The 26,747-nt window shown below is 52.9% G+C and carries 29 protein-coding genes and 2 pseudogenes; 16 read left to right on the forward strand and 15 right to left on the reverse strand.

What is annotated here, in order from left to right; all coding sequences use genetic code 11:
• Window positions 1-164 precede the first annotated feature (164 nt).
• The 15 genes and pseudogenes from KEM39_RS05325 to KEM39_RS05395 all read left to right on the forward strand — a co-directional run bounded on the left by KEM39_RS05325 (window position 165) and on the right by KEM39_RS05395 (window position 13,249).
• The gene (locus KEM39_RS05325; protein ID WP_002214803.1) at window positions 165-518 is read left to right on the forward strand and encodes an ATP synthase subunit I; all 354 of its coding nucleotides are present in this window, start codon (window positions 165-167) and stop codon (window positions 516-518) included.
• Complete coding sequence (gene atpB, locus KEM39_RS05330; protein ID WP_025457637.1) at window positions 508-1,374, forward strand: F0F1 ATP synthase subunit A; 867 nt, start codon at window positions 508-510, stop codon at window positions 1,372-1,374. Before KEM39_RS05325 ends, atpB begins: the two co-directional genes overlap by 11 nt.
• Window positions 1,375-1,431: 57 nt before the next feature.
• A complete protein-coding gene (gene atpE / locus KEM39_RS05335; RefSeq protein ID WP_003676106.1) occupies window positions 1,432-1,668 on the forward strand; it encodes a F0F1 ATP synthase subunit C in 237 nt (78 codons plus the stop codon).
• A 73-nt stretch (window positions 1,669-1,741) separates the two neighbouring features.
• Window positions 1,742-2,212, forward strand: a complete 471-nt coding sequence (locus KEM39_RS05340) for a F0F1 ATP synthase subunit B (protein WP_101119100.1) — start codon at window positions 1,742-1,744, stop codon at window positions 2,210-2,212.
• A gap of 4 nt (window positions 2,213-2,216) precedes the next feature.
• Window positions 2,217-2,750 (forward strand): F0F1 ATP synthase subunit delta, encoded by a 534-nt coding sequence (locus KEM39_RS05345; RefSeq protein WP_025457638.1) that lies wholly within the window; start codon window positions 2,217-2,219, stop codon window positions 2,748-2,750.
• Between the two features lie 10 nt (window positions 2,751-2,760).
• Complete coding sequence (atpA, locus tag KEM39_RS05350; RefSeq protein ID WP_025457639.1) at window positions 2,761-4,308, forward strand: F0F1 ATP synthase subunit alpha; 1,548 nt, start codon at window positions 2,761-2,763, stop codon at window positions 4,306-4,308.
• Window positions 4,309-4,332: 24 nt separating this feature from the next.
• On the forward strand, window positions 4,333-5,208 hold the full coding sequence (gene atpG / locus KEM39_RS05355) for a F0F1 ATP synthase subunit gamma (protein ID WP_002214786.1): 876 nt from the start codon (window positions 4,333-4,335) through the stop codon (window positions 5,206-5,208).
• Between the two features lie 37 nt (window positions 5,209-5,245).
• Window positions 5,246-6,643, forward strand: coding sequence for a F0F1 ATP synthase subunit beta (gene atpD, locus KEM39_RS05360; protein ID WP_002218047.1), 1,398 nt, complete (start codon window positions 5,246-5,248; stop codon window positions 6,641-6,643).
• 10 nt (window positions 6,644-6,653) lie between these two features.
• Complete coding sequence (locus KEM39_RS05365) at window positions 6,654-7,076, forward strand: F0F1 ATP synthase subunit epsilon (protein ID WP_025457640.1); 423 nt, start codon at window positions 6,654-6,656, stop codon at window positions 7,074-7,076.
• Between the two features lie 195 nt (window positions 7,077-7,271).
• A complete protein-coding gene (gene glyQ / locus KEM39_RS05370) occupies window positions 7,272-8,168 on the forward strand; it encodes a glycine--tRNA ligase subunit alpha (RefSeq protein WP_025457641.1) in 897 nt (298 codons plus the stop codon).
• A gap of 116 nt (window positions 8,169-8,284) precedes the next feature.
• Entirely contained in the window at window positions 8,285-10,348 is a 2,064-nt protein-coding gene (gene glyS, locus KEM39_RS05375) for a glycine--tRNA ligase subunit beta (protein WP_211709680.1), read from the forward strand.
• A 16-nt stretch (window positions 10,349-10,364) separates the two neighbouring features.
• Window positions 10,365-11,413: pseudogene (locus KEM39_RS05380) on the forward strand (glycosyltransferase family 2 protein).
• A gap of 41 nt (window positions 11,414-11,454) precedes the next feature.
• Window positions 11,455-12,294, forward strand: a complete 840-nt coding sequence (locus KEM39_RS05385; RefSeq protein ID WP_118829841.1) for a glycosyltransferase family 25 protein — start codon at window positions 11,455-11,457, stop codon at window positions 12,292-12,294.
• 11 nt (window positions 12,295-12,305) lie between these two features.
• The gene (locus KEM39_RS05390) at window positions 12,306-12,401 is read left to right on the forward strand and encodes a hypothetical protein (RefSeq protein WP_002233110.1); all 96 of its coding nucleotides are present in this window, start codon (window positions 12,306-12,308) and stop codon (window positions 12,399-12,401) included.
• Between the two features lie 41 nt (window positions 12,402-12,442).
• A complete protein-coding gene (locus tag KEM39_RS05395) occupies window positions 12,443-13,249 on the forward strand; it encodes a glycosyltransferase family 25 protein (RefSeq protein ID WP_211709682.1) in 807 nt (268 codons plus the stop codon).
• A gap of 408 nt (window positions 13,250-13,657) precedes the next feature.
• Here KEM39_RS05395 and KEM39_RS05400 read toward each other — a convergent pair whose 3' ends face one another.
• Entirely contained in the window at window positions 13,658-14,383 is a 726-nt protein-coding gene (locus tag KEM39_RS05400) for a 16S rRNA (uracil(1498)-N(3))-methyltransferase (RefSeq protein WP_123196433.1), read from the reverse strand.
• Window positions 14,384-14,486: 103 nt separating this feature from the next.
• Here KEM39_RS05400 and KEM39_RS05405 point away from each other — a divergent pair, with 103 nt between their 5' ends.
• Window positions 14,487-15,281, forward strand: a complete 795-nt coding sequence (locus KEM39_RS05405; protein WP_002234194.1) for an inositol monophosphatase family protein — start codon at window positions 14,487-14,489, stop codon at window positions 15,279-15,281.
• A gap of 217 nt (window positions 15,282-15,498) precedes the next feature.
• Here KEM39_RS05405 and KEM39_RS05410 read toward each other — a convergent pair whose 3' ends face one another.
• The 14 genes and pseudogenes from KEM39_RS05410 to KEM39_RS05475 form a co-directional block, all read right to left on the reverse strand.
• Window positions 15,499-15,984 carry a YchJ family protein gene (locus KEM39_RS05410; protein WP_118829845.1) on the reverse strand — a complete coding sequence of 162 codons (486 nt, stop codon included), beginning with the start codon at window positions 15,982-15,984 and terminating at the stop codon, window positions 15,499-15,501.
• A gap of 191 nt (window positions 15,985-16,175) precedes the next feature.
• A complete protein-coding gene (gene fabG / locus KEM39_RS05415) occupies window positions 16,176-16,922 on the reverse strand; it encodes a 3-oxoacyl-ACP reductase FabG (RefSeq protein WP_118829847.1) in 747 nt (248 codons plus the stop codon).
• Window positions 16,923-16,983: 61 nt separating this feature from the next.
• Window positions 16,984-18,549, reverse strand: coding sequence for a glutamine-hydrolyzing GMP synthase (gene guaA / locus KEM39_RS05420; protein WP_211709683.1), 1,566 nt, complete (start codon window positions 18,547-18,549; stop codon window positions 16,984-16,986).
• A gap of 99 nt (window positions 18,550-18,648) precedes the next feature.
• Complete coding sequence (gene msbA, locus KEM39_RS05425) at window positions 18,649-20,514, reverse strand: lipid A export permease/ATP-binding protein MsbA (protein WP_002240059.1); 1,866 nt, start codon at window positions 20,512-20,514, stop codon at window positions 18,649-18,651.
• Between the two features lie 137 nt (window positions 20,515-20,651).
• Window positions 20,652-21,578 (reverse strand): ACP S-malonyltransferase, encoded by a 927-nt coding sequence (gene fabD / locus KEM39_RS05430; protein WP_118829852.1) that lies wholly within the window; start codon window positions 21,576-21,578, stop codon window positions 20,652-20,654.
• Between the two features lie 25 nt (window positions 21,579-21,603).
• Entirely contained in the window at window positions 21,604-21,975 is a 372-nt protein-coding gene (locus KEM39_RS05435) for a DUF1294 domain-containing protein (RefSeq protein ID WP_118997116.1), read from the reverse strand.
• Window positions 21,976-22,021: 46 nt separating this feature from the next.
• Window positions 22,022-22,984, reverse strand: coding sequence for a beta-ketoacyl-ACP synthase III (locus KEM39_RS05440; RefSeq protein ID WP_118997115.1), 963 nt, complete (start codon window positions 22,982-22,984; stop codon window positions 22,022-22,024).
• Between the two features lie 26 nt (window positions 22,985-23,010).
• A pseudogene (locus tag KEM39_RS05445) lies at window positions 23,011-23,215 on the reverse strand (hypothetical protein).
• A gap of 19 nt (window positions 23,216-23,234) precedes the next feature.
• Window positions 23,235-23,651 (reverse strand): DUF6911 family protein, encoded by a 417-nt coding sequence (locus KEM39_RS05450; protein ID WP_101129674.1) that lies wholly within the window; start codon window positions 23,649-23,651, stop codon window positions 23,235-23,237.
• A 26-nt stretch (window positions 23,652-23,677) separates the two neighbouring features.
• Window positions 23,678-23,929 (reverse strand): MafI family immunity protein, encoded by a 252-nt coding sequence (locus KEM39_RS05455; RefSeq protein WP_118997114.1) that lies wholly within the window; start codon window positions 23,927-23,929, stop codon window positions 23,678-23,680.
• Between the two features lie 135 nt (window positions 23,930-24,064).
• Window positions 24,065-25,120 carry a phosphate acyltransferase PlsX gene (plsX, locus tag KEM39_RS05460; RefSeq protein ID WP_118997113.1) on the reverse strand — a complete coding sequence of 352 codons (1,056 nt, stop codon included), beginning with the start codon at window positions 25,118-25,120 and terminating at the stop codon, window positions 24,065-24,067.
• Window positions 25,121-25,208: 88 nt separating this feature from the next.
• Window positions 25,209-25,736 carry a phosphoribosyltransferase gene (locus KEM39_RS05465; RefSeq protein WP_118997112.1) on the reverse strand — a complete coding sequence of 176 codons (528 nt, stop codon included), beginning with the start codon at window positions 25,734-25,736 and terminating at the stop codon, window positions 25,209-25,211.
• Between the two features lie 174 nt (window positions 25,737-25,910).
• Window positions 25,911-26,090 carry a 50S ribosomal protein L32 gene (rpmF, locus tag KEM39_RS05470; RefSeq protein WP_002214744.1) on the reverse strand — a complete coding sequence of 60 codons (180 nt, stop codon included), beginning with the start codon at window positions 26,088-26,090 and terminating at the stop codon, window positions 25,911-25,913.
• Window positions 26,091-26,123: 33 nt separating this feature from the next.
• Window positions 26,124-26,627, reverse strand: coding sequence for a YceD family protein (locus KEM39_RS05475; protein WP_118997111.1), 504 nt, complete (start codon window positions 26,625-26,627; stop codon window positions 26,124-26,126).
• Between the last annotated feature and the right edge of the window lie 120 nt (window positions 26,628-26,747).

Genomic DNA, 26,747 nt, shown 5'->3' on the forward strand with positions numbered 1-26,747 from the left:
ATTATATGTAATGTGTGTTAGAATGACACCTGCCGCCGTTATTCAGGCGGCGGGTGCGGCGGATTGGGATACGTTGTTTCACAAAGATTAACTGTCGCTTGACGTAATAAGGCTTCTAAATTATATTAGCCGCGCCTCAAATCCGAGGCGGAAACATTCCCTTTATGAAGCAGATTATCATCCTACAATCCGCCGTATTGTCCATATGCGCCGCAGTTGCCTTTGCCGTATGGGGTTTTGCCGGATTCCTTTCGGCGGTCGGGGGCGGTTTGTCCTACCTGCTTCCCACGTTTGTTGCAGTTTTACTTTTAAAACTTTTCAGGGGAAACCCTTTCCTGCAAAGCAGGATGTTCGTCTTCGGAGAGATTTTAAAAGTAGTGCTGTCGCTGTTGTCTATGCTTGCCGTATTTGCAATATGGCATCAATCGCTGGTGTTCGCCCCGTTTCTAATGGGGCTGCTCGGTGTCAGCCATTTGGTTTTTTTAGTATTGTTGAGAGTGAAAGATTATGGCAGGTGAAACCATTACCGCTGCCGACTACATCAAGCACCACTTGCAGAGCTTGACCAGTTTGTCGGATGTTACTCAGGGTCAGGGACTGAAAAACATTGCTGATTTTTCGTTTATTAACCTTGATGCCGTCTTTTTTGCCGTCCTGTTGGGCGTAATCGGCAGCTTTCTGTTGTGGCGCGGTGCAAAAAAAGCGACGGCAGGCGTTCCCGGACGTTTTCAGGCCGCCGTGGAAATCTTGTTCGAGTTTGTGGACGATATGTGTAAGAGCATCATTCACAATGAAAAGTCTAGAAAAGCCGTCGCGCCGTTGGGTCTGACGCTGTTTGTCTGGATTTTCCTGATGAACGCGATGGATATGCTGCCGGTCGATTTGCTGCCGATGGTATGGCAGGGCATTACCGGCAACCATCACGCCCTGCTGCGCGTCGTGCCGACTGCCGATTTGAACACCACTTTGGCACTCGCTGTCGGCGTGTTGCTGATTTGTATTTATTACAACATCAAAATCAAAGGATTGGGCGGATGGTTTCACGAGTTGTTCAGCGCGCCGTTCGGTGCAAAACTCGCACCTGCGAACTTTCTGTTGAATTTGGTCGAGTTTCTTTCTAAAACCGTATCCCACGGTATGCGGCTGTTCGGCAATATGTATGCGGGCGAATTGGTATTCTTGCTGATAGCCTTGCTTGGCGGTGCTTGGGCGGCTTCCGGCAGCATCGAAGTAATGGATCCGATTCTGTTTGTCTTCCACATTATTGCCGGTTTGGCATGGGCGATTTTCCATATTTTGGTGATTACCCTGCAGGCGTTTATTTTCATGGCGTTGGCGTTTGTCTATATCGGACAGGCACATGATGCGCACTGATTTTCTTAAGTAGTTTGTTTTTTGTAGTTTAACCTTTGTTTCTTTAAGGAGTTTAAAATGGGTTTGATTGCTATCGCATGTGGTTTGATCGTTGCATTGGGCGCACTGGGTGCCTCTATCGGTATCGCAATGGTCGGTTCTAAATATTTGGAATCTTCTGCTCGTCAACCTGAGCTGATTGGTCCTCTGCAAACCAAACTGTTCTTGATCGCTGGTCTGATTGACGCGGCCTTCTTGATCGGTGTGGCTATTGCCCTGTTGTTCGCCTTCGTTAACCCGTTTGGTGCTGCGTAATCAAGACGGAGAAATCCGTTCAGATACAGGCTTACCGTCTGTTTGATTAACCCAGATACGAAGGTTAAGTAACGTGAATATTAATGCAACCTTATTTGCGCAAATCCTAGTTTTCTTTGGCTTGGTTTGGTTTACGATGAAATTCGTATGGCCACCGATTGCCAAAGCATTGGATGAGCGTGCCGCAAAAATCGCCGAGGGCTTGGCTGCTGCCGAGCGCGGTAAGAGCGATTTTGAGCAGGCAGAGAAAAAAGTTGCAGAACTTATGGTCGAAGGGCGTCATCAGGTAACCGAAATGGTTGCCAACGCCGAAAAACGTGCTGCAAAAATTGTAGAAGAAGCCAAAGAGCAAGCTTCTCATGAAGCAGCACGCATTGCAGCCCAAGCAAAAGCTGATGTAGAGCAAGAAGTTAACCGTGCACGCGAAGTGTTGCGCGAACAGGTTGCTTCATTGGCTGTTAAAGGTGCGGAATCTATCCTGCGTAAAGAAGTCGATGCTTCCAAACATGCAGATTTGCTCAGTGCCTTAAAACAGGAGCTGTAATCTTATGGCAGAGTTCGCAACGATTGCCAGACCTTATGCGAAAGCATTGTTTAGTCTGGCTCAGGAAAAAAACCAAATCGAGTCTTGGTTGGGCGAACTGAAAGAACTCACAGCGGTTGTTCAAGATGAGAAAGTCATCGCTTTCATCGAGCAGCCGGAAACGGGATCTTCTGAAAAGGCAGAAACGCTCAAAGGTCTTGTCGGTATCAAAAATGTCGAATTGGCAAATTTTATTACCGTTTTGGCCGAGCAAAAGCGTTTGCTGGTATTGCCGGAAATTTATGCCCAATATCAAGATTTGACCTTGATACACAACAATACGAAATCGGCAGTAATTTACAGCGCGTATGAACTCAGTTCTCAGCAGCTGGCCGATGTTACCGATATCCTGATAAAACGCTTCAACAGCAAATTGGATGTGGTGGCTAAAGTTGCCCCTGAATTAATTGGCGGCATCAAAGTAGAGGTGGGTGATCAGGTCTTGGATTTGTCCGTACAAGGCAAACTGAATGCTTTGTATGCGACTATGACAAATTAGGAGAGTTTTCATGCAGCTTAATCCTGCTGAAATTAGCGATTTGATTAAAGCCAAAATCGAAAATCTGTCCGTCAATGCAGAAGTGCGTACCCGTGGTACTGTCGTTTCTGTTACAGACGGCATTGTGCGCATTCATGGCTTGTCAGACGCGATGCAAGGTGAGATGCTCGAATTCCCCGGTAACACTTTCGGTCTGGCCATGAACTTGGAGCGCGACTCCGTCGGTGCCGTAGTGTTGGGTGAGTACGAACACATTAAAGAAGGCGATACAGTTACCTGTACCGGCCGTATTTTGGAAGTGCCGATCGGTCGCGAACTGGTTGGCCGCGTGGTTGATGCATTGGGTCGTCCTATCGATGGTAAAGGTCCAATCAACACAACATTGACTGCTCCAATCGAGAAAATTGCACCGGGCGTGATTGCGCGTAAATCGGTTGACCAACCAATGCAAACCGGTCTGAAAGCCATTGACTCTATGGTTCCGGTTGGTCGTGGTCAACGTGAGTTGATTATTGGCGACCGTCAGACAGGTAAAACGGCTGTGGCATTGGATGCCATCGTCAACCAAAAAGGTACGGGTGTTATCTGTATCTATGTCGCTATCGGTCAAAAAGCATCTTCTATTGCCAACGTGGTACGCAAATTGGAAGAGCATGGCGCGATGGAACACACGATTGTGGTTGCTGCAACTGCATCTGAAGCGGCGGCATTGCAATATATCGCACCTTATTCAGGTTGTACGATGGGTGAATTCTTCCGCGACCGTGGCGAAGATGCCTTGATTGTTTATGACGATTTGTCCAAACAGGCTGTGGCTTACCGTCAAATTTCCCTGCTTTTGCGCCGTCCGCCCGGCCGCGAAGCCTATCCCGGCGATGTGTTCTACCTGCACTCCCGTCTGTTGGAACGTGCGGCACGTGTCAATGAACACGAAGTGGAGAAATTGACCAACGGCGAAGTAAAAGGCAAAACCGGTTCTCTGACCGCGTTGCCGATTATCGAAACCCAAGCGGGCGACGTATCTGCTTTCGTTCCGACTAACGTCATTTCGATTACCGACGGTCAGATTTTCTTGGAAACCGACCTCTTCAACGCCGGTATCCGTCCTGCAATCAATGCCGGTATTTCCGTATCCCGCGTAGGCGGTGCTGCACAAACCAAAGTGATTAAAAAGCTGGGTGGCGGTATCCGTTTGGCATTGGCGCAATATCGTGAATTGGCGGCTTTCTCGCAATTTGCATCCGATTTGGATGAAGCGACGCGCAAACAATTGGAGCATGGCGAAGTCGTAACCGAACTGATGAAACAGAAACAGTTCAGTACGCTGAATACGGCTGAAATGGCTTTGACCCTTTGGGCAATCAACAACGGTTCGTATTCTGATGTTCCGGTTGCCAAAGCCCTGGCTTTTGAATCTGAATTTTTGAGCTTTGTCCGTACCCAACATCCGGAAGTTTTGGAAGCCGTCAATGCTTCAGGTGCAATGTCTGACGAGAGCGAGAAAACGCTTGAAGCAGCCATGAAATCCTTCAAATCTTCTTACGCCTATCAGGCATAAGGCTTGAAGTGAAAGGAGTCTGAAATGGCAGTAGGAAAAGAGATTCTCACCAAAATCCGCAGTGTTCAGAATACCCAAAAGATCACTAAAGCGATGCAGATGGTGTCAACCTCTAAAATGCGGAAGACTCAGGAACGGATGCGTTTGGCGCGTCCGTATGCCGAAAAAGTGCGTATGGTGATGAGCCATCTTGCGCAAACCAATACCGATCATGGTATTCCGTTATTGGAATCTCATCGGGAGATCAGACGTGTCGGTTTTATTTTGATTACGTCTGATAAGGGTTTGTGTGGCGGTTTGAACGCCAACGTGCTGAAAAAGTTTTTGGCACAAGTTCAAGAGTATCAGAATCAAGGTATTGAAGAGGAAATCGTATGCCTTGGCAGTAAAGGTCTGATGGCGTGTCAGAGCATTGGTCTGAATGTGGTTGCCAGTGCCGTAAATTTGGGCGATACCCCAAAAATGGAAATGCTGCTCGGACCTTTGACAGAACTCTTCCAACGGTATGAGAAACATGAAATTGACAGAATCCATCTGGTGTATTCGGGTTTTGTCAATACCATGCGTCAGGAACCGAGAATGGAAGTATTGCTGCCTATCGGTGAGAACGTGATTGGCGATTCAGCTCCCAAATCACCGTTCAGCTGGGAATACCGCTACGAACCGACTGCACTTGCAGTGTTGGAATATCTGGTTCGCCGCTATTTAGAGTCTGTGGTTTATCAGGCGTTGAGCGACAATATGGCATCCGAACAGGCAGCCCGCATGGTTGCCATGAAAGCTGCAACAGACAATGCAGGCAATGCCATCAAAGAGTTGCGTTTGGTATATAACAAATCGCGTCAAGCTGCGATTACCACGGAATTGTCAGAAATTGTAGCAGGTGCGGCGGCTGTCTGATGCCGTCTGAATCCTGTACGGAAATTAGGATACGATAATGAGCCAAGGCAAAATCGTACAAATTATCGGTGCGGTTGTTGACGTGGAATTTCCACGCGACATGATTCCGCGCGTTTACGACGCTTTGAAATTAGACGAAAACGGTCTGACTTTGGAAGTCCAACAGCTTTTGGGCGACGGCGTAGTCCGTACCATTGCGATGGGCAGCTCGGACGGTTTGAAACGCGGCATGACTGTGAGCAATACCGGTGCGCCCATTACTGTGCCGGTAGGTAAAGGTACGTTGGGACGCATTGTCGATGTATTGGGAACGCCTGTTGACGAAGCAGGTCCGATCGATACCGACAAGAGCCGTGCCATCCACCAAGCCGCTCCTAAGTTTGACGAGCTGTCTTCCACAACCGAATTGCTCGAAACGGGCATTAAAGTGATTGACTTGCTGTGTCCGTTTGCTAAGGGTGGTAAAGTAGGTTTGTTCGGTGGTGCCGGTGTGGGTAAAACCGTGAACATGATGGAATTGATCAACAACATCGCCAAAGCGCACAGCGGTCTGTCCGTATTTGCCGGCGTGGGCGAGCGTACCCGCGAAGGTAACGACTTTTACCACGAGATGAAAGATTCCAACGTATTGGATAAAGTGGCGATGGTTTACGGTCAGATGAACGAACCTCCGGGCAACCGTCTGCGCGTCGCATTGACCGGTCTGACCATGGCGGAATACTTCCGTGATGAAAAAGACGAAAACGGCAAAGGTCGCGACGTATTGTTCTTCGTTGACAACATCTACCGTTACACCTTGGCCGGTACCGAAGTATCCGCATTGTTGGGTCGTATGCCGTCTGCAGTGGGCTACCAACCGACATTGGCTGAAGAAATGGGTCGTTTGCAGGAGCGTATTACCTCTACCCAAACCGGTTCCATTACTTCCATCCAAGCCGTATATGTACCTGCGGACGACTTGACCGACCCGTCTCCGGCAACAACTTTCGCCCACTTGGACGCAACCGTTGTATTGAGCCGCGATATTGCCTCTTTGGGTATTTACCCGGCAGTCGATCCGCTTGATTCCACTTCGCGCCAATTGGATCCGATGGTATTGGGTCAAGAACACTACGACGTGGCGCGCGGCGTACAGTCCACACTGCAGAAATACAAAGAATTGCGCGACATCATCGCCATCTTGGGTATGGACGAATTGTCTGACGAAGACAAACTGACCGTAATGCGTGCGCGTAAAATCCAACGCTTCCTGTCCCAACCGTTCCACGTTGCCGAAGTGTTTACAGGTTCTCCGGGCAAATATGTCGCCCTGCGCGATACCATTGCCGGCTTCAAAGCCATCTTGAACGGCGAATACGACCATCTGCCCGAGCAGGCATTCTATATGGTCGGCAGCATCGAAGAAGCGGTTGAGAAAGCGAAAACCTTAAACTGAGGAGGTCGGCATGAGCATCATGCAAGTTGAGGTGGTCAGTAGCGAGCAGAAAATCTATTCAGGCGAGGCAACATTTATCGTTGTTCCGACTGTACAGGGCGAACTCGGTATTTATCCGCGACACGAGCCGATTATGAGTTTGGTGCGTCCCGGCGCGTTGCGTTTGACCGTTCCGGGCGAGGATAAAGAGGTTTTGGTTGCTGTTTCCGGCGGTGTTTTGGAAGTACAGCCTGATAAAGTAACTGTCTTGGCGGATGTTGCCGTCCGTAGTGCAGAAATGGATCGGGCACGTGCGGAAGAGGCGAAAAAAGCCGCAGAAGCGGGCATTTCCCAAGCTAAAGACGATAAGGCTTTGGCGGAAGCACATAAAGCATTGGCTGCTGCGATTGCACAGCTCAAAACTTTGGACTATATCCGTTCGCACAAGAAATAAACTTGTTTGGTTTGGAAAAGCACGACCGTTTGGTCGTGCTTTTTATTTTTCCAAGTTTTGAAAATATAGTGGTTTAAATTTAATCCACTATATCATGTATGCCGTGTTTTCAAATCAGTCTGTCTTTGAGATAAACCTATCCAAACAGCAATGGAAACAGTAAAATAAAACCTTTATTTTATCGAATAATAAGTCATGCTCACCTTTCAACAAATCATCTTCAAACTGCAAACATTCTGGGCAGACAAAGGCTGCACCGTCATCCAACCTTTCGACATGGAAGTCGGCGCAGGTACTTCCCATCCCGCCACCTGTCTGCGCGCACTCGGCCCCGAGCCTTGGTTTGCCGCCTACGTCCAACCCAGCCGCCGCCCCAAAGACGGTCGCTACGGCGACAACCCCAACCGCCTGCAACACTATTACCAATTCCAAGTCGCCCTCAAGCCCGCTCCCGCCAATATCCAAGACCTCTATCTCGACTCCCTGCGCGAATTGGGCATCGACCCCAAAGTGCACGACATCCGCTTTGTCGAAGACGATTGGGAAAACCCCACCCTCGGCGCATGGGGCTTGGGCTGGGAAGTTTGGCTCAACGGCATGGAAGTAACACAGTTTACCTATTTCCAACAAGTCGGCGGCATCGACTGCACCCCCGTACTCGGTGAAATTACCTACGGCATCGAACGCTTGGCGATGTACCTGCAAGGCGTAGAAAACGTCTATGACCTCGTTTGGGCAAAAACGCCGGACGGCAATACCGTAAGCTACGGCGACGTGTACCACCAAAACGAAGTCGAACAATCCACCTACAACTTCGAATACAGCGATGCCGATTGGCTGCTGCGCCAGTTCAACGACTACGAAGCACAAGCCAAACGCCTGCTTGCCGAAGAAAACGTCAGCCTTGCCCTGCCTGCCTACGAGCTCGTCCTCAAAGCGGGGCATACATTCAACCTATTAGACGCACGCGGTGCCATTTCCGTTACCGAGCGCGCCACCTACATCGGCCGCATCCGCGCGTTGAGCCGCGCCGTGGCGCAAAAATATGTCGAAAGCCGCGAAAAACTGGGCTTCCCGTTGATTAAAAAATAACGATACGTCGTCTGAAACAGGTTTTCAGACGGCCTTTTTTGCGTATCCATTAATACAGGCCGTACGGCATATGCAGGCTTTATAAGCAGGGCCTACGGACAAACAGAAAGTCTCATATGACAACCCAAACCCTTTTAATCGAACTCCTTACCGAAGAACTTCCGCCCAAAGCCCTTAATAATCTGGGCAACCACTTCGCCGCTTCCGTTGCCGAAGGCTTGGAAAAAGCGCAACTGGTTGGCGGCGCAGCCAAATTTACCGCCTACGCTTCTCCTCGCCGTTTGGCGGTTCAAGTCAAAAACGTCAAAGCTGTTCAGGCAGATCAAAAAATCGTGAAAAAAGGCCCTGCCGTAGCGAATGCCGTAAAAGACGGTGTGCCGACCAAGGCTTTGGAAGGTTTCGCACGCGGCGCGGGCGCGAAAATCGAAGACCTGACCATCGTCCACGACGGCAAGCAGGACGTGTACGCTTACGAATACGTCCAAACCGGCAAACCGTTGGGCGAACTTTTGGAAGACATTATCAATGCCGCAGTGAAAAAACTGCCGATTCCGAAAGTCATGCGTTGGGGCAGCAGCACGTTTACTTTCGTGCGTCCCGTCCACGGGCTGATTGTGCTGCACGGCGGCGACATCGTAAACGTCAGCGTTTTGGGTTTGCAAAGCGGCAATCAAACCTTGGGACACCGCTTCCTTTCCAGCGGCGAAATCACCATTGAAAACGCCGACAGCTACGCCGAACAAATGCGCGAACAAGGCAAAGTCGTCGCTTCGTTTGCCGAGCGCAAAGCTGCGATTCAGACGGCATTGGAAGGGCAGGCACGCCGTCTGAACGCGACTGTTGCCGCCGATGAAGCATTGCTGGACGAAGTAACCGCGCTGGTCGAATACCCCGTTGTTTTGGAAGCCGGTTTTGAGGAACACTTCCTCGCCGTGCCGCAAGAATGCCTGATTCTGACGATGCAGCAAAACCAAAAATACTTTCCGCTGCTCGACCAAAACGGCAAGCTGATGAACCGCTTCCTGTTGGTCTCCAACCTGCAAACCGAAGATCCGTCGCACATCATCCAAGGCAACGAACGCGTCTTGCGCGCTCGCCTGTCTGATGCCGAGTTCTTCTACAAGCAAGACCAGAAAGCGACTTTGGAAAGCCGCCTGCCCAAGCTGGCGAACGTGGTTTATCACAACAAAATCGGCTCGCAAGCCGAACGCATCGAACGCCTACAAAGCATTGCCGCCCACATCGCCAAGGCTTTGGGCGCGGATGCCGCCGCAGCCGAACGCGCCGCGCGTCTTGCCAAAGCCGACTTGGTAACCGAAATGGTCGGCGAGTTCCCCGAACTGCAAGGTACGATGGGCAAATACTATGCCCGCTTGGACGGCGAAACCGAAGAAATCGCCGAAGCTGTCGAGCAACACTACCAACCGCGTTTTGCCGGCGACAAGCTGCCCGAAAGCAAAATTGCCGCCGCCGTGGCACTGGCGGACAAGCTGGAAACCCTGGTCGGAATTTGGGGCATCGGCCTGATTCCGACCGGCGACAAAGACCCCTACGCCCTGCGCCGCGCCGCCTTGGGTATTTTGCGGATGCTGATGCAGTACGGTTTGGACGTGAACGAACTGATTCAGACGGCATTCGACAGCTTTCCCAAAGGTTTGCTCAACGAAAAAACGCCGTCTGAAACCGCCGACTTTATGCAGGCGCGCCTTGCCGTGTTGCTGCAAAACGATTATCCGCAAGACATCGTTGCCGCCGTACTCGCCAAACAGCCGCGCCGTTTGGACGATTTGACCGCCAAACTGCAGGCTGTCGCCGCGTTCAAACAACTGCCCGAAGCCGCCGCGCTCGCCGCCGCCAACAAACGCGTGCAAAACCTGCTGAAAAAAGCCGATGCCGCGTTGGGCGAAGTCAATGAAAGCCTGCTGCAACAGGACGAAGAAAAAGCCCTCTTTGCCGCCGCGCAAGGCTTGCAGCCGAAAATCGCCGCCGCTGTTGCCGATGGTAATTTCCAAACCGCCTTGTCCGAACTGGCTTCCGTCAAACCGCAAGTCGATGCCTTCTTCGACGGCGTGATGGTGATGGCGGAAGATGCCGCTGTGAAACAAAACCGCCTGAACCTGCTGAACCGCTTGGCAGAGCAAATGAACGCGGTAGCCGACATCGCGCTTTTGGGCGAGTAACCGTTGTACAGTCCAAATGCCGTCTGAAGCCTTCAGACGGCATCGTGCCTATCGGGAGAATAAATTGCAGCCTTTAGTCAGCGTATTGATTTGCGCCTACAACGTAGAAAAATATTTCGCCCAATCATTAGCCGCCGTCGTGAATCAGACTTGGCGCAACTTGGAGATTTTGATTGTCGATGACGGCTCGACAGACGGTACGCTTGCCATTGCCAAGGATTTTCAAAAGCGGGACAGCCGCATCAAAATCCTTGCACAAGCTCAAAATTCCGGCCTGATTCCTTCTTTAAACATCGGGCTGGACGAATTGGTAAAGCCGGGGGGGGGGGGGAATATATTGCGCGCACCGATGCCGACGATATTGCCGCCCCCGACTGGATTGAGAAAATCGTGGGCGAGATGGAAAAAGACCGCAGCATCATTGCGATGGGCGCGTGGCTGGAAGTTTTGTCGGAAGAAAAGGACGGCAACCGGCTGGCGCGGCACCACGAACACGGCAAAATTTGGAAAAAGCCGACCCAGCACGAAGACATTGCCGCCGTTTTTCCTTTCGGCAACCCCATACACAACAACACGATGATTATGCGGCGCAGCGTCATTGACGGCGGTTTGCGTTACAACACCGAGCGGGATTGGGCGGAAGATTACCAATTTTGGTACGATGTCAGCAAATTGGGTAGGCTGGCTTATTATCCCGAAGCCTTGGTCAAATACCGCCTTCACGCCAATCAGGTTTCATCCAAACACAGCGTCCGCCAACACGAAATCGCGCAAGGCATCCAAAAAACCGCCAGAAACGATTTCTTGCAGTCTATGGGTTTTAAAACCCGGTTCGACAGCCTTGAATACCGCCAAATAAAAGCAGTAGCGTATGAATTGCTGGAGAAACATTTGCCGGAAGAAGATTTTGAACGCGCCCGCCGGTTTTTGTACCAATGCTTCAAACGGACGGATACGCTGCCCGCCGGCGCGTGGCTGGATTTCGCGGCAGACGGCAGGATGCGGCGGCTGTTTACCTTGAGGCAATACTTCAGCATTTTGAACCGGCTGATTAAAAACCGTTGAGAACCGCCGCTTTATCCAACAGACAAAAAACAGGATAAATTATGCAAAACCACGTTATCAGCCTGGCTTCCGCCGCAGAACGCAGGGCGCACATTGCCGATACCTTCGGCAGGCACGGCATCCCGTTTCAGTTTTTCGACGCACTGATGCCGTCTGAAAGGCTGGAACAGGCAATGGCGGAACTCGTACCCGGTTTGTCGGCGCACCCCTATTTGAGCGGAGTGGAAAAAGCCTGCTTTATGAGCCACGCCGTATTGTGGAAACAGGCATTGGACGAAGGTCTGCCGTATATCGCCGTATTTGAGGACGACGTTTTACTCGGCGAAGGCGCGGAGAAATTCCTTGCCGAAGACGGCTGGCTAAAAGAGCGGTTTGACCCCGATTCCGCCTTTATCGTCCGTTTGGAAACGATGTTTATGCACGTCCTGACCTCGCCCTCCGGCGTGGCGGACTACTGCGGGCGCGCCTTTCCGCTGTTGGAAAGCGAACACTGGGGGACGGCGGGCTATATCATTTCCCGAAAAGCGATGCGGTTTTTCCTGGACAGGTTTGCCGCCCTGCCGTCTGAAGGGCTGCACCCCGTCGATTGGATGATGTTCGGCAACCCTGACGACAGGGAAGGAATGCCGGTTTGCCAGCTCAATCCCGCCTTGTGCGCCCAAGAGCTGCATTATGCCAAGTTTCACGACCAAAACAGCGCATTGGGCAGCCTGATCGAACACGACCGCCTCCTGAACCGCAAACAGCAAAGGCGCGATTCCCCCGCCAACACATTCAAACACCGCCTGATCCGCGCCTTGACCAAAATCAGCAGGGAAAGGGAAAAACGCCGGCAAAGGCGCGAACAGTTAATCGGCAAGATCATTGTGCCTTTCCAATAAAAGGAGAAAAGATGGACATCGTATTTGCAGCAGACGGCAGGATGCGGCGGCTGTTTACCTTGAGGCAATACTTCGGCATTTTACGCCGGTTGTTGAAAAACCGTTGAGAACCGCCGCTTTATCCAACAGACAAAAAACAGGATAAATTATGCAAAACCACGTTATCAGCTTGGCTTCCGCCACAGAACGCAGGGCGCACATTGCCGATACCTTCGGCGCGCGCGGCATCCCGTTTCAGTTTTTCGACGCACTGATGCCGTCTGAAAGGCTGGAACAGGCAATGGCGGAACTCGTACCCGGCTTGTCGGCGCATCCTTATTTGAGTAGTGTGGAAAAAGCCTGCTTTATGAGCCACGTCGTATTGTGGAAGCAGGCGTTGGACGAAGGCGTACCGTATGTTGCCGTATTTGAGGATGATGTCTTACTCGGCGAAAGGGCGGAGAAATTCCTTGACGAAGACGCTTGGCTGCAAGAGCGTTTTGACAAGGATTCCGCCTTTATCGTCCGCTTGGAAACGATGTTTATGCACGTCCTGACCTCGCCCTCCAGCGTGGCGGACTACGGCGGGCGCGCCTTTCCGCTGTTGGAAAGCGAACATTTTGGTATGGCGGGCTATATCATTTCCCGAAAGGCGATGCGTTTCTTTTTGGACAGGTTTGCCGTTTTGCCGTCCGAACGCCTGAAGGCGGTGGATTGGATGCTGTTCAGCAGTTTCCTCGACAAAGGGGGGATGACGGTTTGCCAACTGACCCCCGCCTTGTGCATCCAAAGCGAAACCCTGCCCAGCCAACTGAAAAACGGCAGGCAGGAATCGTACCGCAACCGCCGCTCCCCGAAGGTTTTGTTGAAACGCGCTTTGGGAAAAATCGGCAGGGAAATCGAAAGGGCGAGGGAACGGAAACGTCAGAAAAAATTGGAAAAACACCTCGGGCGGCACGTCGTCCCGTTTGAATAGGTTTTGGCCTTTCCTTATTTGGCGGGTGTGCGCTGTCCCTAAATTTATGTCGGGGAATCCGGTTTGTTCGGTTTCACTTGTTTTCGGGTAAGCCCTAATTCGTGATTCCCACGAAAACAGAAAGCCAAAAACAGAAACCTGAAATCTCGTCATTCCCGCGCAGGCGGGAATCCAGTCCGTTAAGTTTCAGTCATTTCCGATAAATCACCGCAACGTTAAATTTCTAGATTCCCGCCTGCGCGGGAATGACGGCGGAGAGGGTTTGTTGTTTCGGATAAATCCCTGTAGTTTTTCGTTTCTAGATTCCCGCTTTCGCGGGAATGACGACACGGGAAATCTTATTTGAACCTACTATATCTTAATCGGCTGCAAAATGCCGTCTGAACGGGTTTCAGACGGCATTTCTGTTTATGCGAAATCGCCCCAAAGCGTCTGCATGGCGGCGAGGGCGGCGAGGGCGGCGGTTTCGGTGCGCAGGATGCGTTTGCCCAATGTTACGGCTTGGAAGCCGGCATCAAATGCCTGTTGTTCTTCCTGTTCTGTCCAGCCGCCTTCTGGCCCGACCATAAAGACGATTGCGCCGGACGGGTGGTGGATGTCGCCGAGTTTGCGGGCGCGGTTGATGCTCATAATCAGCTTGGTGCTTTCAGACGGCATTTTGTCGAGTGCTTCACGATAGCCGATGATGGGCAGTACGGGGGGAACGGTGTTTCTGCCGCTTTGTTCGCACGCGGAAATGACGATTTCCTGCCAGCGTGCGAGGCGTTTGGCGGCGCGTTCCCCATCGAGGCGGACGATGCAGCGTTCGCTGATGACGGGCTGTATGGCGGTTACGCCGAGTTCGACACTTTTTTGCAGGGTGAAATCCATGCGATCGCCGGAGGAGATGGATTGTATCAGTGTGATGTTGAGCGGGGACTCGTTGTCGGTTGTGTCTTCGTGTAGGATTTCGGCTTCGGCGCGGCGTTTTTCCAAAAAAGACAGCCGTGCGGCATGTGCCTTGCCTTTGCCGTCGAAGAGAGTGATGTTTTCGTTGGGGCGGACGCGCAGGACGTTGAGGTGGCGGACGATGTTGTCGGGCAGGGCGACGGTTTGTCCGACGGAAAGGTTTTCGGGCAGGTGGAATCGGGGCATAGTTTTTGGCGGTTCGGACGGTTATAATCCGTCGCAGCGGCGTGATGGAAACGGACATTATACGTTTGCGCGCCGCAAGTTCAAAATATAAGGACAGTAGGAAGTGTTACACCGTTTGCAGAAAGTCGTGCGCCATATCGCGCAAACCGAAATTATGCCGCGTTTTTTGAATACGCCGTCTCACCGCAAGGAAGACGGTTCGATGTTGAGCGAGGCGGACATTGCCGCGCAGACGGCTTTTGCCGCCGCGTTGCCGCTTCTGATCGATTGCCCGATGTTGGGCGAGGAAATGTCGCGGCAGGAACAGTCGGCTTTGTGGGAACAATATTCGGGGGAAAAGGGGCTGTGGATTGTCGATCCGATAGACGGGACGAACAATTTTGTCAACGGGCTGCCGCATTTTGCCGTGTCGGTGGCGTTTGTCCGCAACGGGCGCGCCGAATTGGGCGTAATCTACAATCCGGTCAGCGGCGAATGTTTTTATGCCGAACGCGGGCAGGGGGCGTTTTTAAACGGGACGCGCCTGCCCCTGCGCCTCGTGGATAAAAAACTCAATGAGGCGATTGCGGGCGTGGAAATCAAATATCTCCGTTCCGGAAAACTTTCCAGCCGCATGAGTACGCTCGCGCCTTTCGGGACGATACGCAGTATGGGCAGCAGCACGCTGGACTGGTGTTATCTGGCGTGCGGGCGTTACGATGTTTATGTCCACGGCGGGCAGAAGCTGTGGGACTATGCTGCGGGTGCGTTGATTTTTGAGGAGGCGGGCGGCAGGCTGACAACTTTGGAAGGCGACGGGTTTTGGAGTGGTGAACACGTGTTCAAACGCTCGGTCGTTGCCGCGCTCGAACCGAAGCTGTTTGAACGCTGGGTCGGGTGGATACGGGAAAACCAATAGGTTTCAACAGGTTTGTTAATATATTTTCACGATTAACGTTTCTTAACATTAATTCGGGTACAATCCTTTCCGCTGATTACCGCTGCCGTTTCTCCCTTTTCGGCAGTGCAGCAAGTAAGACGTTTTCCCGCAATGTATTGACCATTCATACTTACCCTTGGTATGAATGGTTTTTTTTGCGCGTTGAAAATGCCGTCTGAACGTTCAGACGGCATTTTTATGCGACAGGTTTCAGATATTTGCCGCAGCAGGCTTTGAATTTCTTTTCAGAACCGCAAATGCAGGGCTGTTTCATGGTAGGCAGCGGAACAGTCGGATCGATGAAATACCATTGCTCCGCTATTTTCACGAATGCCGACAGCTCGTGATGCGCCGCTCGGTTTCCGCCGTCTTGGAAGTAGGCTTCAAATTCGACTTGGGCGTGCTGTTTGCCGAAGTTGCGGTGTGCGATGACATTCAAGCCCAGCCATTCGGTTTCTTTGCTCCACTGCATCAGTTCGGCGGCATCGAGGAATGTTTGTTGCGCCGGAACGGTAGTAGTGATGATGTAGTCGATAAGATGCAGCACATACGCGCTGTACCGCGAACGCATGAGGGCTTCGGCGGTGGGCGGCAGGATTTGGCGCAGATGAAGCGGGCGGCAGCAGCCGGCATAGCTTGTGCCTGAGCCGCAGGGGCAGGGCGGGGCGTGGTGTGTGTTCATCAAAATTTCCTCACCGGTTGAAACCCCTCCCTTTAGGGAGGATAATCAAATTGGGAGAGATGTAACCTCTTCCAATTCAGGGCAACACGTAGGGCGACGCTTTATGTGTCGCCCTGTGTGTTGAAACATTTTGTTTGGGAATGCAAATGCCGTCTGAAGGCTTCAGACGGCATTGCCGGCACGGCAGCCCGTCAGGGCATCAGCATACCGCCGTTGACGTGCAGCGTCTGACCGGTGATGTATTTTGCCTGATCGGAAGCGAGGAACAGAACCGCATCGGCGATGTCTTGCGCGTCGCCGAATCTGCCCAAGGCGGTTTGGGCGGTAAAGGTTTGGCGGGTTTCTTCCGGCAGGGCGCGGGTCATATCGGTATCGATAAAGCCGGGGGCGACGCAGTTGACGGTAATGCCCCGGCTGCCGACTTCGCGCGCCATAGATTTGGCAAAACCGATCAAGCCTGCTTTTGCCGCGGCATAGTTGGTTTGACCGGCATTGCCCATCACGCCGACGACGGATGTGATGTCGATGATGCGGCCGGAACGTTGTTTCATCATGCCGCGCAAGACGGCTTTGGAGGCGCGGAAGACGGATTTTAGGTTGACCTGCATGATGTCGTCCCACTCTTCTTCTTTCATACGCATCAGGAGGTTGTCGCGGGTGATGCCGGCGTTGTTGACCAGAATATCCAGCTTGCCGAACGTTTTTTCGATGTCGGCAATCAGGTTTTCGATGGTTTCGGGTTCGGCAGAATCCAATGCACGACCTTCGCCGCCCCATTGCGCCAACCGCCCGCTAATCGCCGCCGCACCGCTCTCACTGGTCGCCGTACCGATGACTTTGGCACCGGCTGCCGCCAGCGTATCGGCAATCGCTGCACCGATACCGCGCGATGCGCCTGTTACCAAAGCGATTTTGCCGCTTAAATCTTGTGTGCTCATATTTTTTCCTTTTTTCCGATAATCGAAGGACTGCGCCGGACGGTGCAGCCCTGTTTGCTGTTTATTCCCACTCGATGGTGGCGGGCGGTTTGCCGCTCACATCGTAAACCACGCGGTTGATGCCTTTGACTTCGTTGATGATGCGGTTGGACACGCGGCCGAGCAGTGAGTATGGCAGTTCTGCCCAGTGTGCGGTCATAAAGTCGCTGGTGATGACGGCACGCAGCGCGACGACGTAGTCGTAAGTGCGTCCGTCGCCCATTACGCCGACGGATTTGACGGGCAGGAATACGGCGAAGGCTTGGCTGGTCAGGTCATACCAAGGCGTGCCGTTTTCGTCGGTAGTGTTGCGTAATTCTTGAATGAAAATGTCGTCTGCTTGACGGAGCAAGTCGGCGTATTCTTTTTTCACTTCGCCCAAGATGCGCACGCCCAAACCTGGACCCGGGAACGGATGGCGGTACACCATTTCGCGCGGCAGACCCAAAGCAACGCCCAGTTCGCGCACTTCGTCTTTAAACAAGTCGCACAACGGCTCAAGCAGCTTGAGCTTCATGTTTTCAGGCAGGCCGCCGACGTTGTGGTGCGATTTGATGGCGTGGGCTTTTTTGGTTTTCGCGCCTGCGGATTCGATTACGTCAGGGTAAATCGTACCTTGCGCCAGCCATTTGGCGTTGGTGAGTTTTTTCTCTTCGGCATCAAATACTTCAATAAATTCCGCGCCGATGATTTTGCGTTTTTTCTCGGGGTCGGTTACGCCGGCGAGTTTCGCCATAAACTGCCTTTCGGCATCGACGTGTATCACTTTCACACCCAAGTTGCGGGCGAACATATCCATCACCATTTTGCCTTCGTTCAGGCGCAACAAACCGTGATCGACGAACACGCAGGTCAGTTGGTCGCCGATGGCACGGTGAATCAGCGCGGCGGCTACGGAAGAGTCCACGCCGCCGGACAGACCCAAAATCACTTCGTCGCTGCCGACCTGTTCGCGGATTTTGGCAACGGCTTCTTCGATGTAGTTCGGCATCGTCCAGCCCGGTTGCGCGCCGCAGATGTCCAAGACAAAGCGGTTCAACAGGGCGCGGCCTTGTTTGGTGTGGGTTACTTCGGGGTGGAATTGGATGCCGTAGAATCGTTTTTCGGCGTTTTCCATCATCGCAATCGGGCAGGACGGGGTGTCGCCGATGACGGCGAAACCGTCGGGCAGTTTGGACACTTTGTCGCCGTGGCTCATCCATACGTCGAGCGTGTTGGGCGTGTCGTCTTGAATGCCGCGTGTCAGCTCGCTGTCGATGGTTTTGACTTGCGCGTAACCGAATTCGCGCTGGTTGCCGGGCTGCACTTCGCCGCCCAAGTGGTGCGCCATAAACTGCATTCCGTAGCAGATGCCCAAAATCGGAATGCCCAAATCAAAAATGCCGGTATCGGCTTGATAGTCGGATTCGTAAACGGAATTAGGGCCGCCGGAAAGGATGATGCCTTTGGGGTTGAAGGCTTTGATTTCGTCCAAAGGCATATCGAAGGAATGCAGCTCGCAGTAAACGTGGGCTTCGCGCACGCGGCGGGCAATCAGCTGGGTAACTTGCGAACCGAAGTCGAGGATGAGGATTTTGTCTTGGGTCATAATGGGTTTTACGGTGATTGAAGATAATCGGATGGGTCGGCGGATATGATGCCGTCTGAAAGGGTCGGAGCGATTGTACCATTTCAGACGGCATTTTGTTTATGCCGTCCGGACGGCGGCATCTTTGTTTGAGATATTGCGTAACATCGTGTAGTAGCCGTTTTGGGACATCAGTTGTTCGTGTGTGCCTTGTTCGATGATTTTGCCGTCGTCCATTACGATGATGCGGTCGGCCCCTTCGATGGTGGTCAGGCGGTGGGCGACGATGATGCCGGTGCGGTTTTCCATCAGGCGTTCGAGCGCCTGTTGGACGAGGCGTTCGGATTCGTTGTCCAATGCGCTGGTGGCTTCGTCCAATAATAATATCGGCGCGTCTTTCAAAATGGCGCGGGCAATGGCGACGCGTTGCCGCTGTCCGCCGGATAAGTTGCTGCCGTTCGATCCGATGGGCTGGTGCAGTCCGAGCGGGGAACTGTCAATCAGGCTTTGCAGGTTGGCGGCTTGGAGGGCGGATAGGACTTCGGCTTCGCCTGCGTCGGGACGGCTGTATCGGACGTTTTCAAACAGGGTGTCGTCAAACAGGAATACGTCTTGGGAGACGAGGGCGAATTGGGCGCGCAGGCAGTCGAGTTTGATGTCGGCGATGTCGATACCATCTATGCAGATGTTGCCGGCAGACGGTTCGACAAAGCGGGGCAGCAGGTTGACGACGGTGGATTTGCCGCTGCCGGAACGTCCGACCAAGGCGACGCGTTCGCCTTGTCTGATGTCGAGGTTGAAGTTGTCGAGGGCTTTGATGCCGTCTGAACGGTATTCGACATCGACGTTGCGGAAGCTGATGCGCCCTTCGACACGCTGCGGTGCGAGCGTGCCTTTGTCCTGTTCGGGCGGGGTGTCGAGAAATGCACATACGCCGTCGGCGGCGAGGAACATCGTCTGCATAGGGATGCTGATGTTGGCAAGGCTTTTGATGGGGGCGTACATTTGCAGCATCGCGACGATGAATGCCATAAATTCGCCGATGGTGGTGTAGCCATTTTGGCTTTGCCACAGGGCGATGAAGATGACGACGGCGAGGGCGATCGAGGCAATCAGTTCGCTGAACGGGGAATGTGCCGCCGTTGCCTGCGTGATTTTTTTGCTGAGGCGGACGATGGTGCGGTTGACCGCGTCGAACCGGTTTGCCGCCTGCGCCTGCCCGTTGAACAGCTTGACGACGCGGTGTCCCTGATGGGTTTCGGCAATCACGTTGTTCATCGTGCCTATGCTTTTTTGCGAGTCGGAAATGACGTGTTTCAGACGGTCGCGGTAGTAGCGCGAGAGCAGGGAGAGCAGGGGGAACATCAGGACGACGATGAGGCTGAGCTGCCAGTTGAGGTAAAGCAGGACGATGGTCAGGCCGGTAACGATCATCGTGTCGCGCGTGAGGACGGTGAAGATGTCGCTGGCGTTGCTGACCGACTGTTCGGTCAGGTTGAGCATATTCATCAGTACGGTGCCGGACGGCGTTTCCTGATGGTAGCGGGAGGAAAGGGTCAGCATTTTGGCAAACATATCTTTGCGGATTTTGCTGATGGTCATCACGGAGACCCAAGTCATCAGATAGGTGCTGGTAAAGCGGCAGATGCCACGGATGACGACGAGGATGATGAGGAAGAGGGGGACGGTCCAGATTTTGTTTTCCGTCCCCCAAACCATATAGGTAAACTGTTCGCGCCAGTTTTGCAGGGTGGAAATGATGCCGGCGGCGGCAGACAGCTCGGGCGGCGCGGCGGGTGCGGAAAAGCCGTGGTTAATCAGGGGGGCGATGAAGGCGGCAAGGTAGCTTTCGGTGGCGGCAACGCCGAAAATGGCAATCAGGGCGGCAATGATGCGGATTTTGTAGGGGCGGACGTATGCCATCAGGCGCATAAAGCTGCGCGCGTCTTCTTTTTTAAACAGTCCGAAAGTCAGTTTTTCTATCATATCGGTGGGGCGGGAACTGCAACGGCAGCCGCTGTCGGTGGTTTGGTCGGGATGGATTATAGCGTAAATATGGGGCTGCCGCCGTTCGGACGTGAAAAGCAGCCTGAAGAGGGCAGGCTGCTTTTTGCGGAACGAAGTCAGTGCGCTTCGATAAAGGCGGCAACCTGTCCGGCATCGGTCAGCGCGCTGCACGCGGCGGCCTTGTTGATGCGTTTTGCCAAGCCCGCCAACACTTTGCCCGGGCCGCATTCGGCGGATTCGGTGATGCCGTCTGAAACAAGGGCGTTGACGGTTTCCGTCCAGCGTACGGGGCTGTAAAGCTGGCGGACGAGCGCGTCTTTGATTTTGCCGGCATCATCGTAGGCGGCAACGTCGGCGTTGTGGATGACGCGGATTTGCGGCTGCTTGATTTCAACGGTTTTCAGGGCTTCGGCGAGTTTGTCGGCGGCGGGTTTCATCAGGCTGCAATGGGAAGGTACGGACACGGGCAGCGGCAGGGCGCGTTTGGCGCCGGCTTCTTTGGCGGCAAGCATAGCGCGTCCGACGGCGGCGGCGTTGCCTGCAATCACGATTTGTCCGGGCGAGTTGAAGTTGACGGCTTCAACCACTTCATCCTGTGCGGATTCGGCGCAAATTTGTTTTACCTGTTCATCTTCCAAGCCGAGAATCGCCGCCATTGCGCCCACGCCTTGCGGTACGGCGGACTGCATCAGTTCGGCGCGCAGGCGTACGAGTTTGACCGCGTCGGCAAAATCCAATGCGCCGGCAGCGACAAGCGCGGTATATTCGCCGAGGCTGTGTCCGGCAACGGCGGCAGGCGTTTTGCCGCCCGCTTCCAAATAGGCGCGGTAAACGGCAACGCCGGCGGCGAGCATAATGGGCTGGGTGTTGACGGTTTGACCGATGATTTCGGCATCGCTGCCGTTAATCATCGCCCACAAGTCCTGCCCCAATATGGCGGAGGCTTCGGCAAAGGTGTTTTTGACGATGGCGTGTCCGGCAAAGCCGTTCATCATACCGAGGCTTTGGGAACCTTGTCCGGGAAAAAAGAAGGCAAAAGACATAGTATTCCTTTGTTGGGTTGGATTGTCAGAGATGTTGCCCGAGTTTTACAAAAAGTTCGGGCGGAACGAAATAATCAATCAGGATGCAGGTCGCTAGGACATTGCCCGAAACAGTCAGACGGAACAGCACAACAAAACGCTTTTTCGCCGTTTTATGCCTGAATATCCTGCTGCCCAAGTATGCGCCCGTCCAACCGCCGAACAAGGCAGGCAGCAGCAGGCGGTGTTCGGGAATGCGGCGTTTTCCCCGCACGGCACGCCGTTTGTCGATGCCGTAAAGTGCAAACGTATAGAGGGACAATATTGCGTAACACGCGCCCAATACGGGGAGGAGCAGCGAAACGGCAGACAGAAATGCCGCACACGCAATCGGTTTGAAGAAAGCCTGCCGCTTCATGATATGGGAAATGCCGTCTGAAAGCCTGCTTCAGACGGCATCGGGTTCAATATTGCAACAGCACCGCGCCCCACGCGAAACCGCCGCCGATGCCTTCGAGCAGCAGGTTTTGACCGCGTTTGATTTGTCCGCTGCGGATGCCCGTATCCAAAGCCAGCGGAATCGAGGCGGCGGACGTGTTGCCGTGGTCTTGGACGGTCAAGATTACTTTGTCCATGCTCAAGCCCAAGTGTTTGGCGGTAGAGTCGATAATGCGCTTATTGGCTTGGTGCGGCACGAGCCAGTCGATTTGTTCGGCGGTATAACTGGCTTCGCTGATGACTTCGTCGGCGATTTTTGCCAGCATTTTGACGGCAAACTTGAATACGCCGGGACCGTCCATTTTGACGTAGGGAGAGCCGCAGATTTGTCCGTCGGCAATTTTCCCGGGGGCGTTGAGCAGGTTCAGATAATTGCCGTCGGCTTTGAGTTTGGCGTGGATGATGCCCGGTTCGTCGGACGCGCTCAAAACCACCGCGCCCGCGCCGTCGCCGAACAGCACGCAGGTTGTACGGTCGTTCCAGTCTACAATGCGGCTGAAGGTTTCCGCACCGATGATCAGTGCGTTTTTCGCCATACCGCTTTTGATGTAGGCGTTTGCCGTAGTCAGCGCGTACATAAAGCCCGCACACACTGCCTGTACGTCAAACGCGGGGCAGCCGTTGTCTATCCCCAGTTTTTGCTGCACGATGGTTGCAGTAGACGGAAACTGCATATCCGGCGTTGCCGTTGCCACGATAATCAGGTCGATTTCATTGCCGTTCAAACCTGCGGCATCCAGCGCGCGGCGCGCCGCTTCGGCGGCAAGGTCGCTGGTTTTTTCGTTTTCGGCTGCAATATGGCGGAACTTGATGCCCGTGCGCGCGGTAATCCACTCGTCAGAGGTATCTACCTTTTGAGCAAGGTCGTCATTGCTGACGCGGTTGGCAGGAAGATAGCTGCCCGTGCCGGAAATTTTGGCATACTGCATGGGAACGGCCTTTTTAGAGAGTTGGTTCAGATTCGGCTATTGTAAGCGAAAAACCGATGATTGCCCAATACGGACAGGGTGCAAATGACGGAAACAGGGATGGGGGGTGTGGTTTGGGATACAGATGGTTTTCAGATGCAGATTGCCGTGGACAGGCAGGGCGGGGTTGCCGATACGCTGTTTTAAGCGAAGGAAATGCCGTCTGAAAACCAAACATGCTTCAGACGGCATTTTGATTGTTGGCTTTCCATCAAATTATTGGTGCCGGTGTTTGTTTTTGTATAATAAATTCAGAAATTATATTTTGAATTGTAGAAATATTTTTAGAGATATGCTCAATAGGGTAGGAATCTCCCCAAATTTCCATTGTATTTCCACTATAATTTTCCGTTTTAAGGTTTTTGACTTCAATATCCCCGCCTTCTAAAATTGTTTGAATCATTGGCAAATAATATCCTTTTTCAAAATAGATAGTTAATTCGGTATTGCCAAATTCCGGCTCGGGGATGATTCTGAAAACAAGGACGCCGGTTTTTTTCTCAAAATTTGATACGGAAAAAAAGTGATTGATTTCCCTAATGTCAGGATTTTCCAAAACGGGGATTTGGATTCGTTCCCCGTTGTCTGCCATAAAAAATCCGCCAAAAACAACCGTCGATGTTTTCATGTTTATCAACCCATTGGCTTTATTGGTTAATCGGACGTGCTTTCTATCTCAAATTCCTTGTTGATAAAAGAAATTTCCCGGGATTCTTGTTCCGTCAGCCGGACATCGAAATCTTCGATATAAGTACACAGGGTTTCAAAAGCCAGAAAACGTTCCGAATAATGAATATAATCCAATGCGGATTCAATCAGACGGGCATCAAGCCTGCCTTCAAGGGATTTTCCGAACTTCATAATCCGTTTGTCTAGAGCTTTCATCCGTTTTTCTAATGTCTTCATTTTTCAAATACTCCTTATTTTACAAGGCGATATTTGGGAAGTGTCGGACAGGCGCATCGCCGTCCGCATCCGCAGGTTTGGTGCGGGCGGATGCCGTCTGAAAGGGGCTGGGGCGTTCAGACGGCATCGTGCGTGTTACAGACCGCCGGCGGTTTCGTTTTGGGCGGCTTGGGCGGCTTCCAGTGCGGCGAGTTGCTCGGCAACGCCTTGTTCGATTTTGGAAAGGCCGGCGGACTTGGCTTCATGGTAGGCTTCTTCGAGTGCGTAGCGGAAACCGGTTTCGTCTGTGCCGCCGTGGCTTTTAATCACGATACCGCGCAGCCCGAGCAGGATGGCCCCGTTGAATTTGCGCGGGTCGAGTTTGTTTTTCAACCCTTTGAGGGCGGGCAGGGCGGCAACGGCGGCAAGTTTGTTGAACAGGTTGCTTTGGAATTCGCGGCGGATGGCGCCGCCCATAAATTTGACTGCGCCTTCGATGGTTTTGAGCATAACGTTGCCGACAAAGCCGTCGGCGACGACGACGTCTGCCTCGCCGTAGAGGATGCCGTTGCTTTCGATGTTGCCGATAAAGTTGAGTTTGCTGTTTTGCAGCAGTTTGTAGGTTTGTTTGACGGTGTCCGTGCCTTTGATGTCTTCCGTGCCGACGTTGATCAGTCCGACGCGGGGCCGCCCTTTTTGGGGATGGAGGGCGTGGAAGAGTTCGCTGCCGACAATGGCGAACTGGGCGAGCTGTTCGGGCGTGCAGTCGACGTTTGCGCCGAGGTCGAGCGCGAGTGTGACGTGGTCGGTGTCGGAAGGAAGGAATTTGGCGATGGCGGGGCGTTCGATGCCGGGTATGGTCTTGAGGACGAAACGTGCGGTTGCCATGAGCGCGCCCGTGTTGCCTGCGGATACGGCGGCTTGGGCTTTGCCTTCTTTAACCTGGTTGATGGCGACGCGCATGGAGGAGTCTTTTTTGTTTTTCAGGGCGGATTGCGGGGCTTCGTCCATGCCGACAACTTGGGTGGTATGGCAGATGTCAATAAGTTCCATCGGCGCGCCTGCCGCGGTCAGGGCTTGATGCAGTTGCGTTTCGTCGCCGGTCATAATCAGGCGGACATCGGGATGTGCTTGGAGGAATGCGGTTGCGCCGGGTACGGTAACGGCAAGTCCTTGGTCGCCGCCCATGGCATCTACGGCCAATGTAATCATAGGGTTTCTCCGGTGGGTTTTCGGTCTGCGGCAGGGGTCGTGCGGGCTTCAGACGGCATCGGTTCGGAAAATATGCCGTCTGAAAGGGTCAGCCTCGGCCGGCCTCGGCAAGGCGGTTGTGTTCGTCGATGTCGAGTGCGTCCCACGGATAGTTGATCCACCAGTCTTCTACGGTAATGCCGCTGAAATAGGGAATGCCTTCGGGGATTTTGCCTGCTTTGGCTTTGATTTTTTCGTGCAGGACGGCGACGCCGACAGTGCCGAAGTCTTCCTTGAGCAGTTCTTTCAGGCAGAACTCCATGGTTACGCGGCTGTCGTCCACTTCATCGACGACGAGCACGTTTTTGCCCCGCAGGGCTTCGGGAACGGGGTCGAGCCATTGGACTTTTTTGACTTCTTCGGTAACCTGTCCTTCGTTGTCGCTGTCGTAATAGGCGGTGGTTACGGCATAAATCGGAATTTCCAGAAAACAGCGCAGCATACGTGCCGGAATAAAGCCACCGCCGCCGATGGCAATCATGGCATCGTATTTGACGCCGGAGTTCCGGATTTTTTCTGCCAATGCTTTGATGACGCGGTGGATATCATCGTAGGTGTACCAGATTTTCTGTTTCATCGGAATTTCCTTGGTGGTTGGGGCTTTTGGAATATTTTCACGGGGTATTATACGGAACGCTTTGCCCCTGTGTGTTGACGTATGGCGAAAGTTTGGACGGATGGTGCGTCCAATGCAAAAAAAGCCAGTAATTGCATGGCAATGTCCTGGCTTTTTCAGTCAGTCGAATAGGGATTATTCGCCTTTGGCTTTGACCACTTTGCGGCCGCGGTACATACCGTTGGGGGAAATGTGGTGCGGGCGGTGTACTTCGCCGGTTGTGCTGTCGACAGACAGTGCGGGCGCGGTCAGTGCGTCGTGCGAACGGTGCATACCGCGTTTGGAAGGGGATTTTTTGTTTTGTTGAACGGCCATTTCAAGCTCCTAGATAAATAAACTGTGTCCTAATTAACTGCTTTTCAAACCTGCCAAAACAGCAAAGGGGTTGGGTTTGTCCCGATTGACTTCTTCCAGTGTCCCATTGTCGCCGCAGTCTTCGTGTCGCGGCGAAAAGGGCAGGGACATCAGGATTTGGTCTTCTACCAATGCGCGCACGTCGAGTTCTTTTTCAATCAGTATGCCTTCGAGTTCTTCGTCGGCAAGCATGGATTCGTCCAAGGACTCTTCGTCGGAAAACAGGACAATACGGCTGCTTTCATCGAGCATGAACGGCATGGGTTTGATACATCTCTGGCAGATCAGGGGCATATCGGCTTTGACGTTCAGGTCGAGGAACAGGCGTTGCAGCCGGTCGCGACCGCCGGTCAGTGTAAACGATATTTTGGTCTGCCTGTCGGCGGGATAATCGTGCAAACTGACTCGCTCGTCCAATTCTTCCAGCAGAAAACTGCCTTGCAGGTTCTGCCCTTCGGCGGCAAAAATTTCCGGGTCAATCAAATTAGGGTCTGACATAAACGGGGTATGATATAATTTAGATGTTCTAACGTCAATATTTTTAAGAAAAATGTTGCGGTACGACGAAGGCGGGTATCCGTGTTTCAGCGCATGGCTGGATTTTACCGCCCCTTCGGG

It is taken from the genome of Neisseria sp. Marseille-Q1983 (assembly GCF_018224585.1).
Lineage (GTDB): Bacteria > Pseudomonadota > Gammaproteobacteria > Burkholderiales > Neisseriaceae > Neisseria > Neisseria polysaccharea.

Excerpts from the sequence above, each read along its gene's own strand:
- atpG (WP_002214786.1), top strand. The coding sequence starts at position 4,333 with ATGGCAGTAGGAAAAGAGATTCTCACCAAAATCCGCAGTGTTCAGAAT.
- fabG (WP_118829847.1), bottom strand. The coding sequence starts at position 16,922 with ATGAGCACACAAGATTTAAGCGGCAAAATCGCTTTGGTAACAGGCGCA.
- KEM39_RS05440 (WP_118997115.1), bottom strand. The coding sequence starts at position 22,984 with ATGCAGTATGCCAAAATTTCCGGCACGGGCAGCTATCTTCCTGCCAAC.
- atpB (WP_025457637.1), top strand. The coding sequence starts at position 508 with ATGGCAGGTGAAACCATTACCGCTGCCGACTACATCAAGCACCACTTG.
- KEM39_RS05395 (WP_211709682.1), top strand. The coding sequence starts at position 12,443 with ATGCAAAACCACGTTATCAGCTTGGCTTCCGCCACAGAACGCAGGGCG.
- KEM39_RS05385 (WP_118829841.1), top strand. The coding sequence starts at position 11,455 with ATGCAAAACCACGTTATCAGCCTGGCTTCCGCCGCAGAACGCAGGGCG.
- KEM39_RS05435 (WP_118997116.1), bottom strand. The coding sequence starts at position 21,975 with ATGAAGCGGCAGGCTTTCTTCAAACCGATTGCGTGTGCGGCATTTCTG.
- KEM39_RS05390 (WP_002233110.1), top strand. The coding sequence starts at position 12,306 with ATGGACATCGTATTTGCAGCAGACGGCAGGATGCGGCGGCTGTTTACC.
- KEM39_RS05345 (WP_025457638.1), top strand. The coding sequence starts at position 2,217 with ATGGCAGAGTTCGCAACGATTGCCAGACCTTATGCGAAAGCATTGTTT.
- KEM39_RS05455 (WP_118997114.1), bottom strand. The coding sequence starts at position 23,929 with ATGAAGACATTAGAAAAACGGATGAAAGCTCTAGACAAACGGATTATG.
- KEM39_RS05400 (WP_123196433.1), bottom strand. The coding sequence starts at position 14,383 with ATGCCCCGATTCCACCTGCCCGAAAACCTTTCCGTCGGACAAACCGTC.
- KEM39_RS05410 (WP_118829845.1), bottom strand. The coding sequence starts at position 15,984 with ATGAACACACACCACGCCCCGCCCTGCCCCTGCGGCTCAGGCACAAGC.
- KEM39_RS05450 (WP_101129674.1), bottom strand. The coding sequence starts at position 23,651 with ATGAAAACATCGACGGTTGTTTTTGGCGGATTTTTTATGGCAGACAAC.
- plsX (WP_118997113.1), bottom strand. The coding sequence starts at position 25,120 with ATGATTACATTGGCCGTAGATGCCATGGGCGGCGACCAAGGACTTGCC.
- glyS (WP_211709680.1), top strand. The coding sequence starts at position 8,285 with ATGACAACCCAAACCCTTTTAATCGAACTCCTTACCGAAGAACTTCCG.
- atpD (WP_002218047.1), top strand. The coding sequence starts at position 5,246 with ATGAGCCAAGGCAAAATCGTACAAATTATCGGTGCGGTTGTTGACGTG.
- msbA (WP_002240059.1), bottom strand. The coding sequence starts at position 20,514 with ATGATAGAAAAACTGACTTTCGGACTGTTTAAAAAAGAAGACGCGCGC.
- guaA (WP_211709683.1), bottom strand. The coding sequence starts at position 18,549 with ATGACCCAAGACAAAATCCTCATCCTCGACTTCGGTTCGCAAGTTACC.
- KEM39_RS05475 (WP_118997111.1), bottom strand. The coding sequence starts at position 26,627 with ATGTCAGACCCTAATTTGATTGACCCGGAAATTTTTGCCGCCGAAGGG.
- glyQ (WP_025457641.1), top strand. The coding sequence starts at position 7,272 with ATGCTCACCTTTCAACAAATCATCTTCAAACTGCAAACATTCTGGGCA.
- KEM39_RS05365 (WP_025457640.1), top strand. The coding sequence starts at position 6,654 with ATGAGCATCATGCAAGTTGAGGTGGTCAGTAGCGAGCAGAAAATCTAT.
- atpA (WP_025457639.1), top strand. The coding sequence starts at position 2,761 with ATGCAGCTTAATCCTGCTGAAATTAGCGATTTGATTAAAGCCAAAATC.
- fabD (WP_118829852.1), bottom strand. The coding sequence starts at position 21,578 with ATGTCTTTTGCCTTCTTTTTTCCCGGACAAGGTTCCCAAAGCCTCGGT.
- KEM39_RS05325 (WP_002214803.1), top strand. The coding sequence starts at position 165 with ATGAAGCAGATTATCATCCTACAATCCGCCGTATTGTCCATATGCGCC.
- KEM39_RS05465 (WP_118997112.1), bottom strand. The coding sequence starts at position 25,736 with ATGAAACAGAAAATCTGGTACACCTACGATGATATCCACCGCGTCATC.
- atpE (WP_003676106.1), top strand. The coding sequence starts at position 1,432 with ATGGGTTTGATTGCTATCGCATGTGGTTTGATCGTTGCATTGGGCGCA.
- rpmF (WP_002214744.1), bottom strand. The coding sequence starts at position 26,090 with ATGGCCGTTCAACAAAACAAAAAATCCCCTTCCAAACGCGGTATGCAC.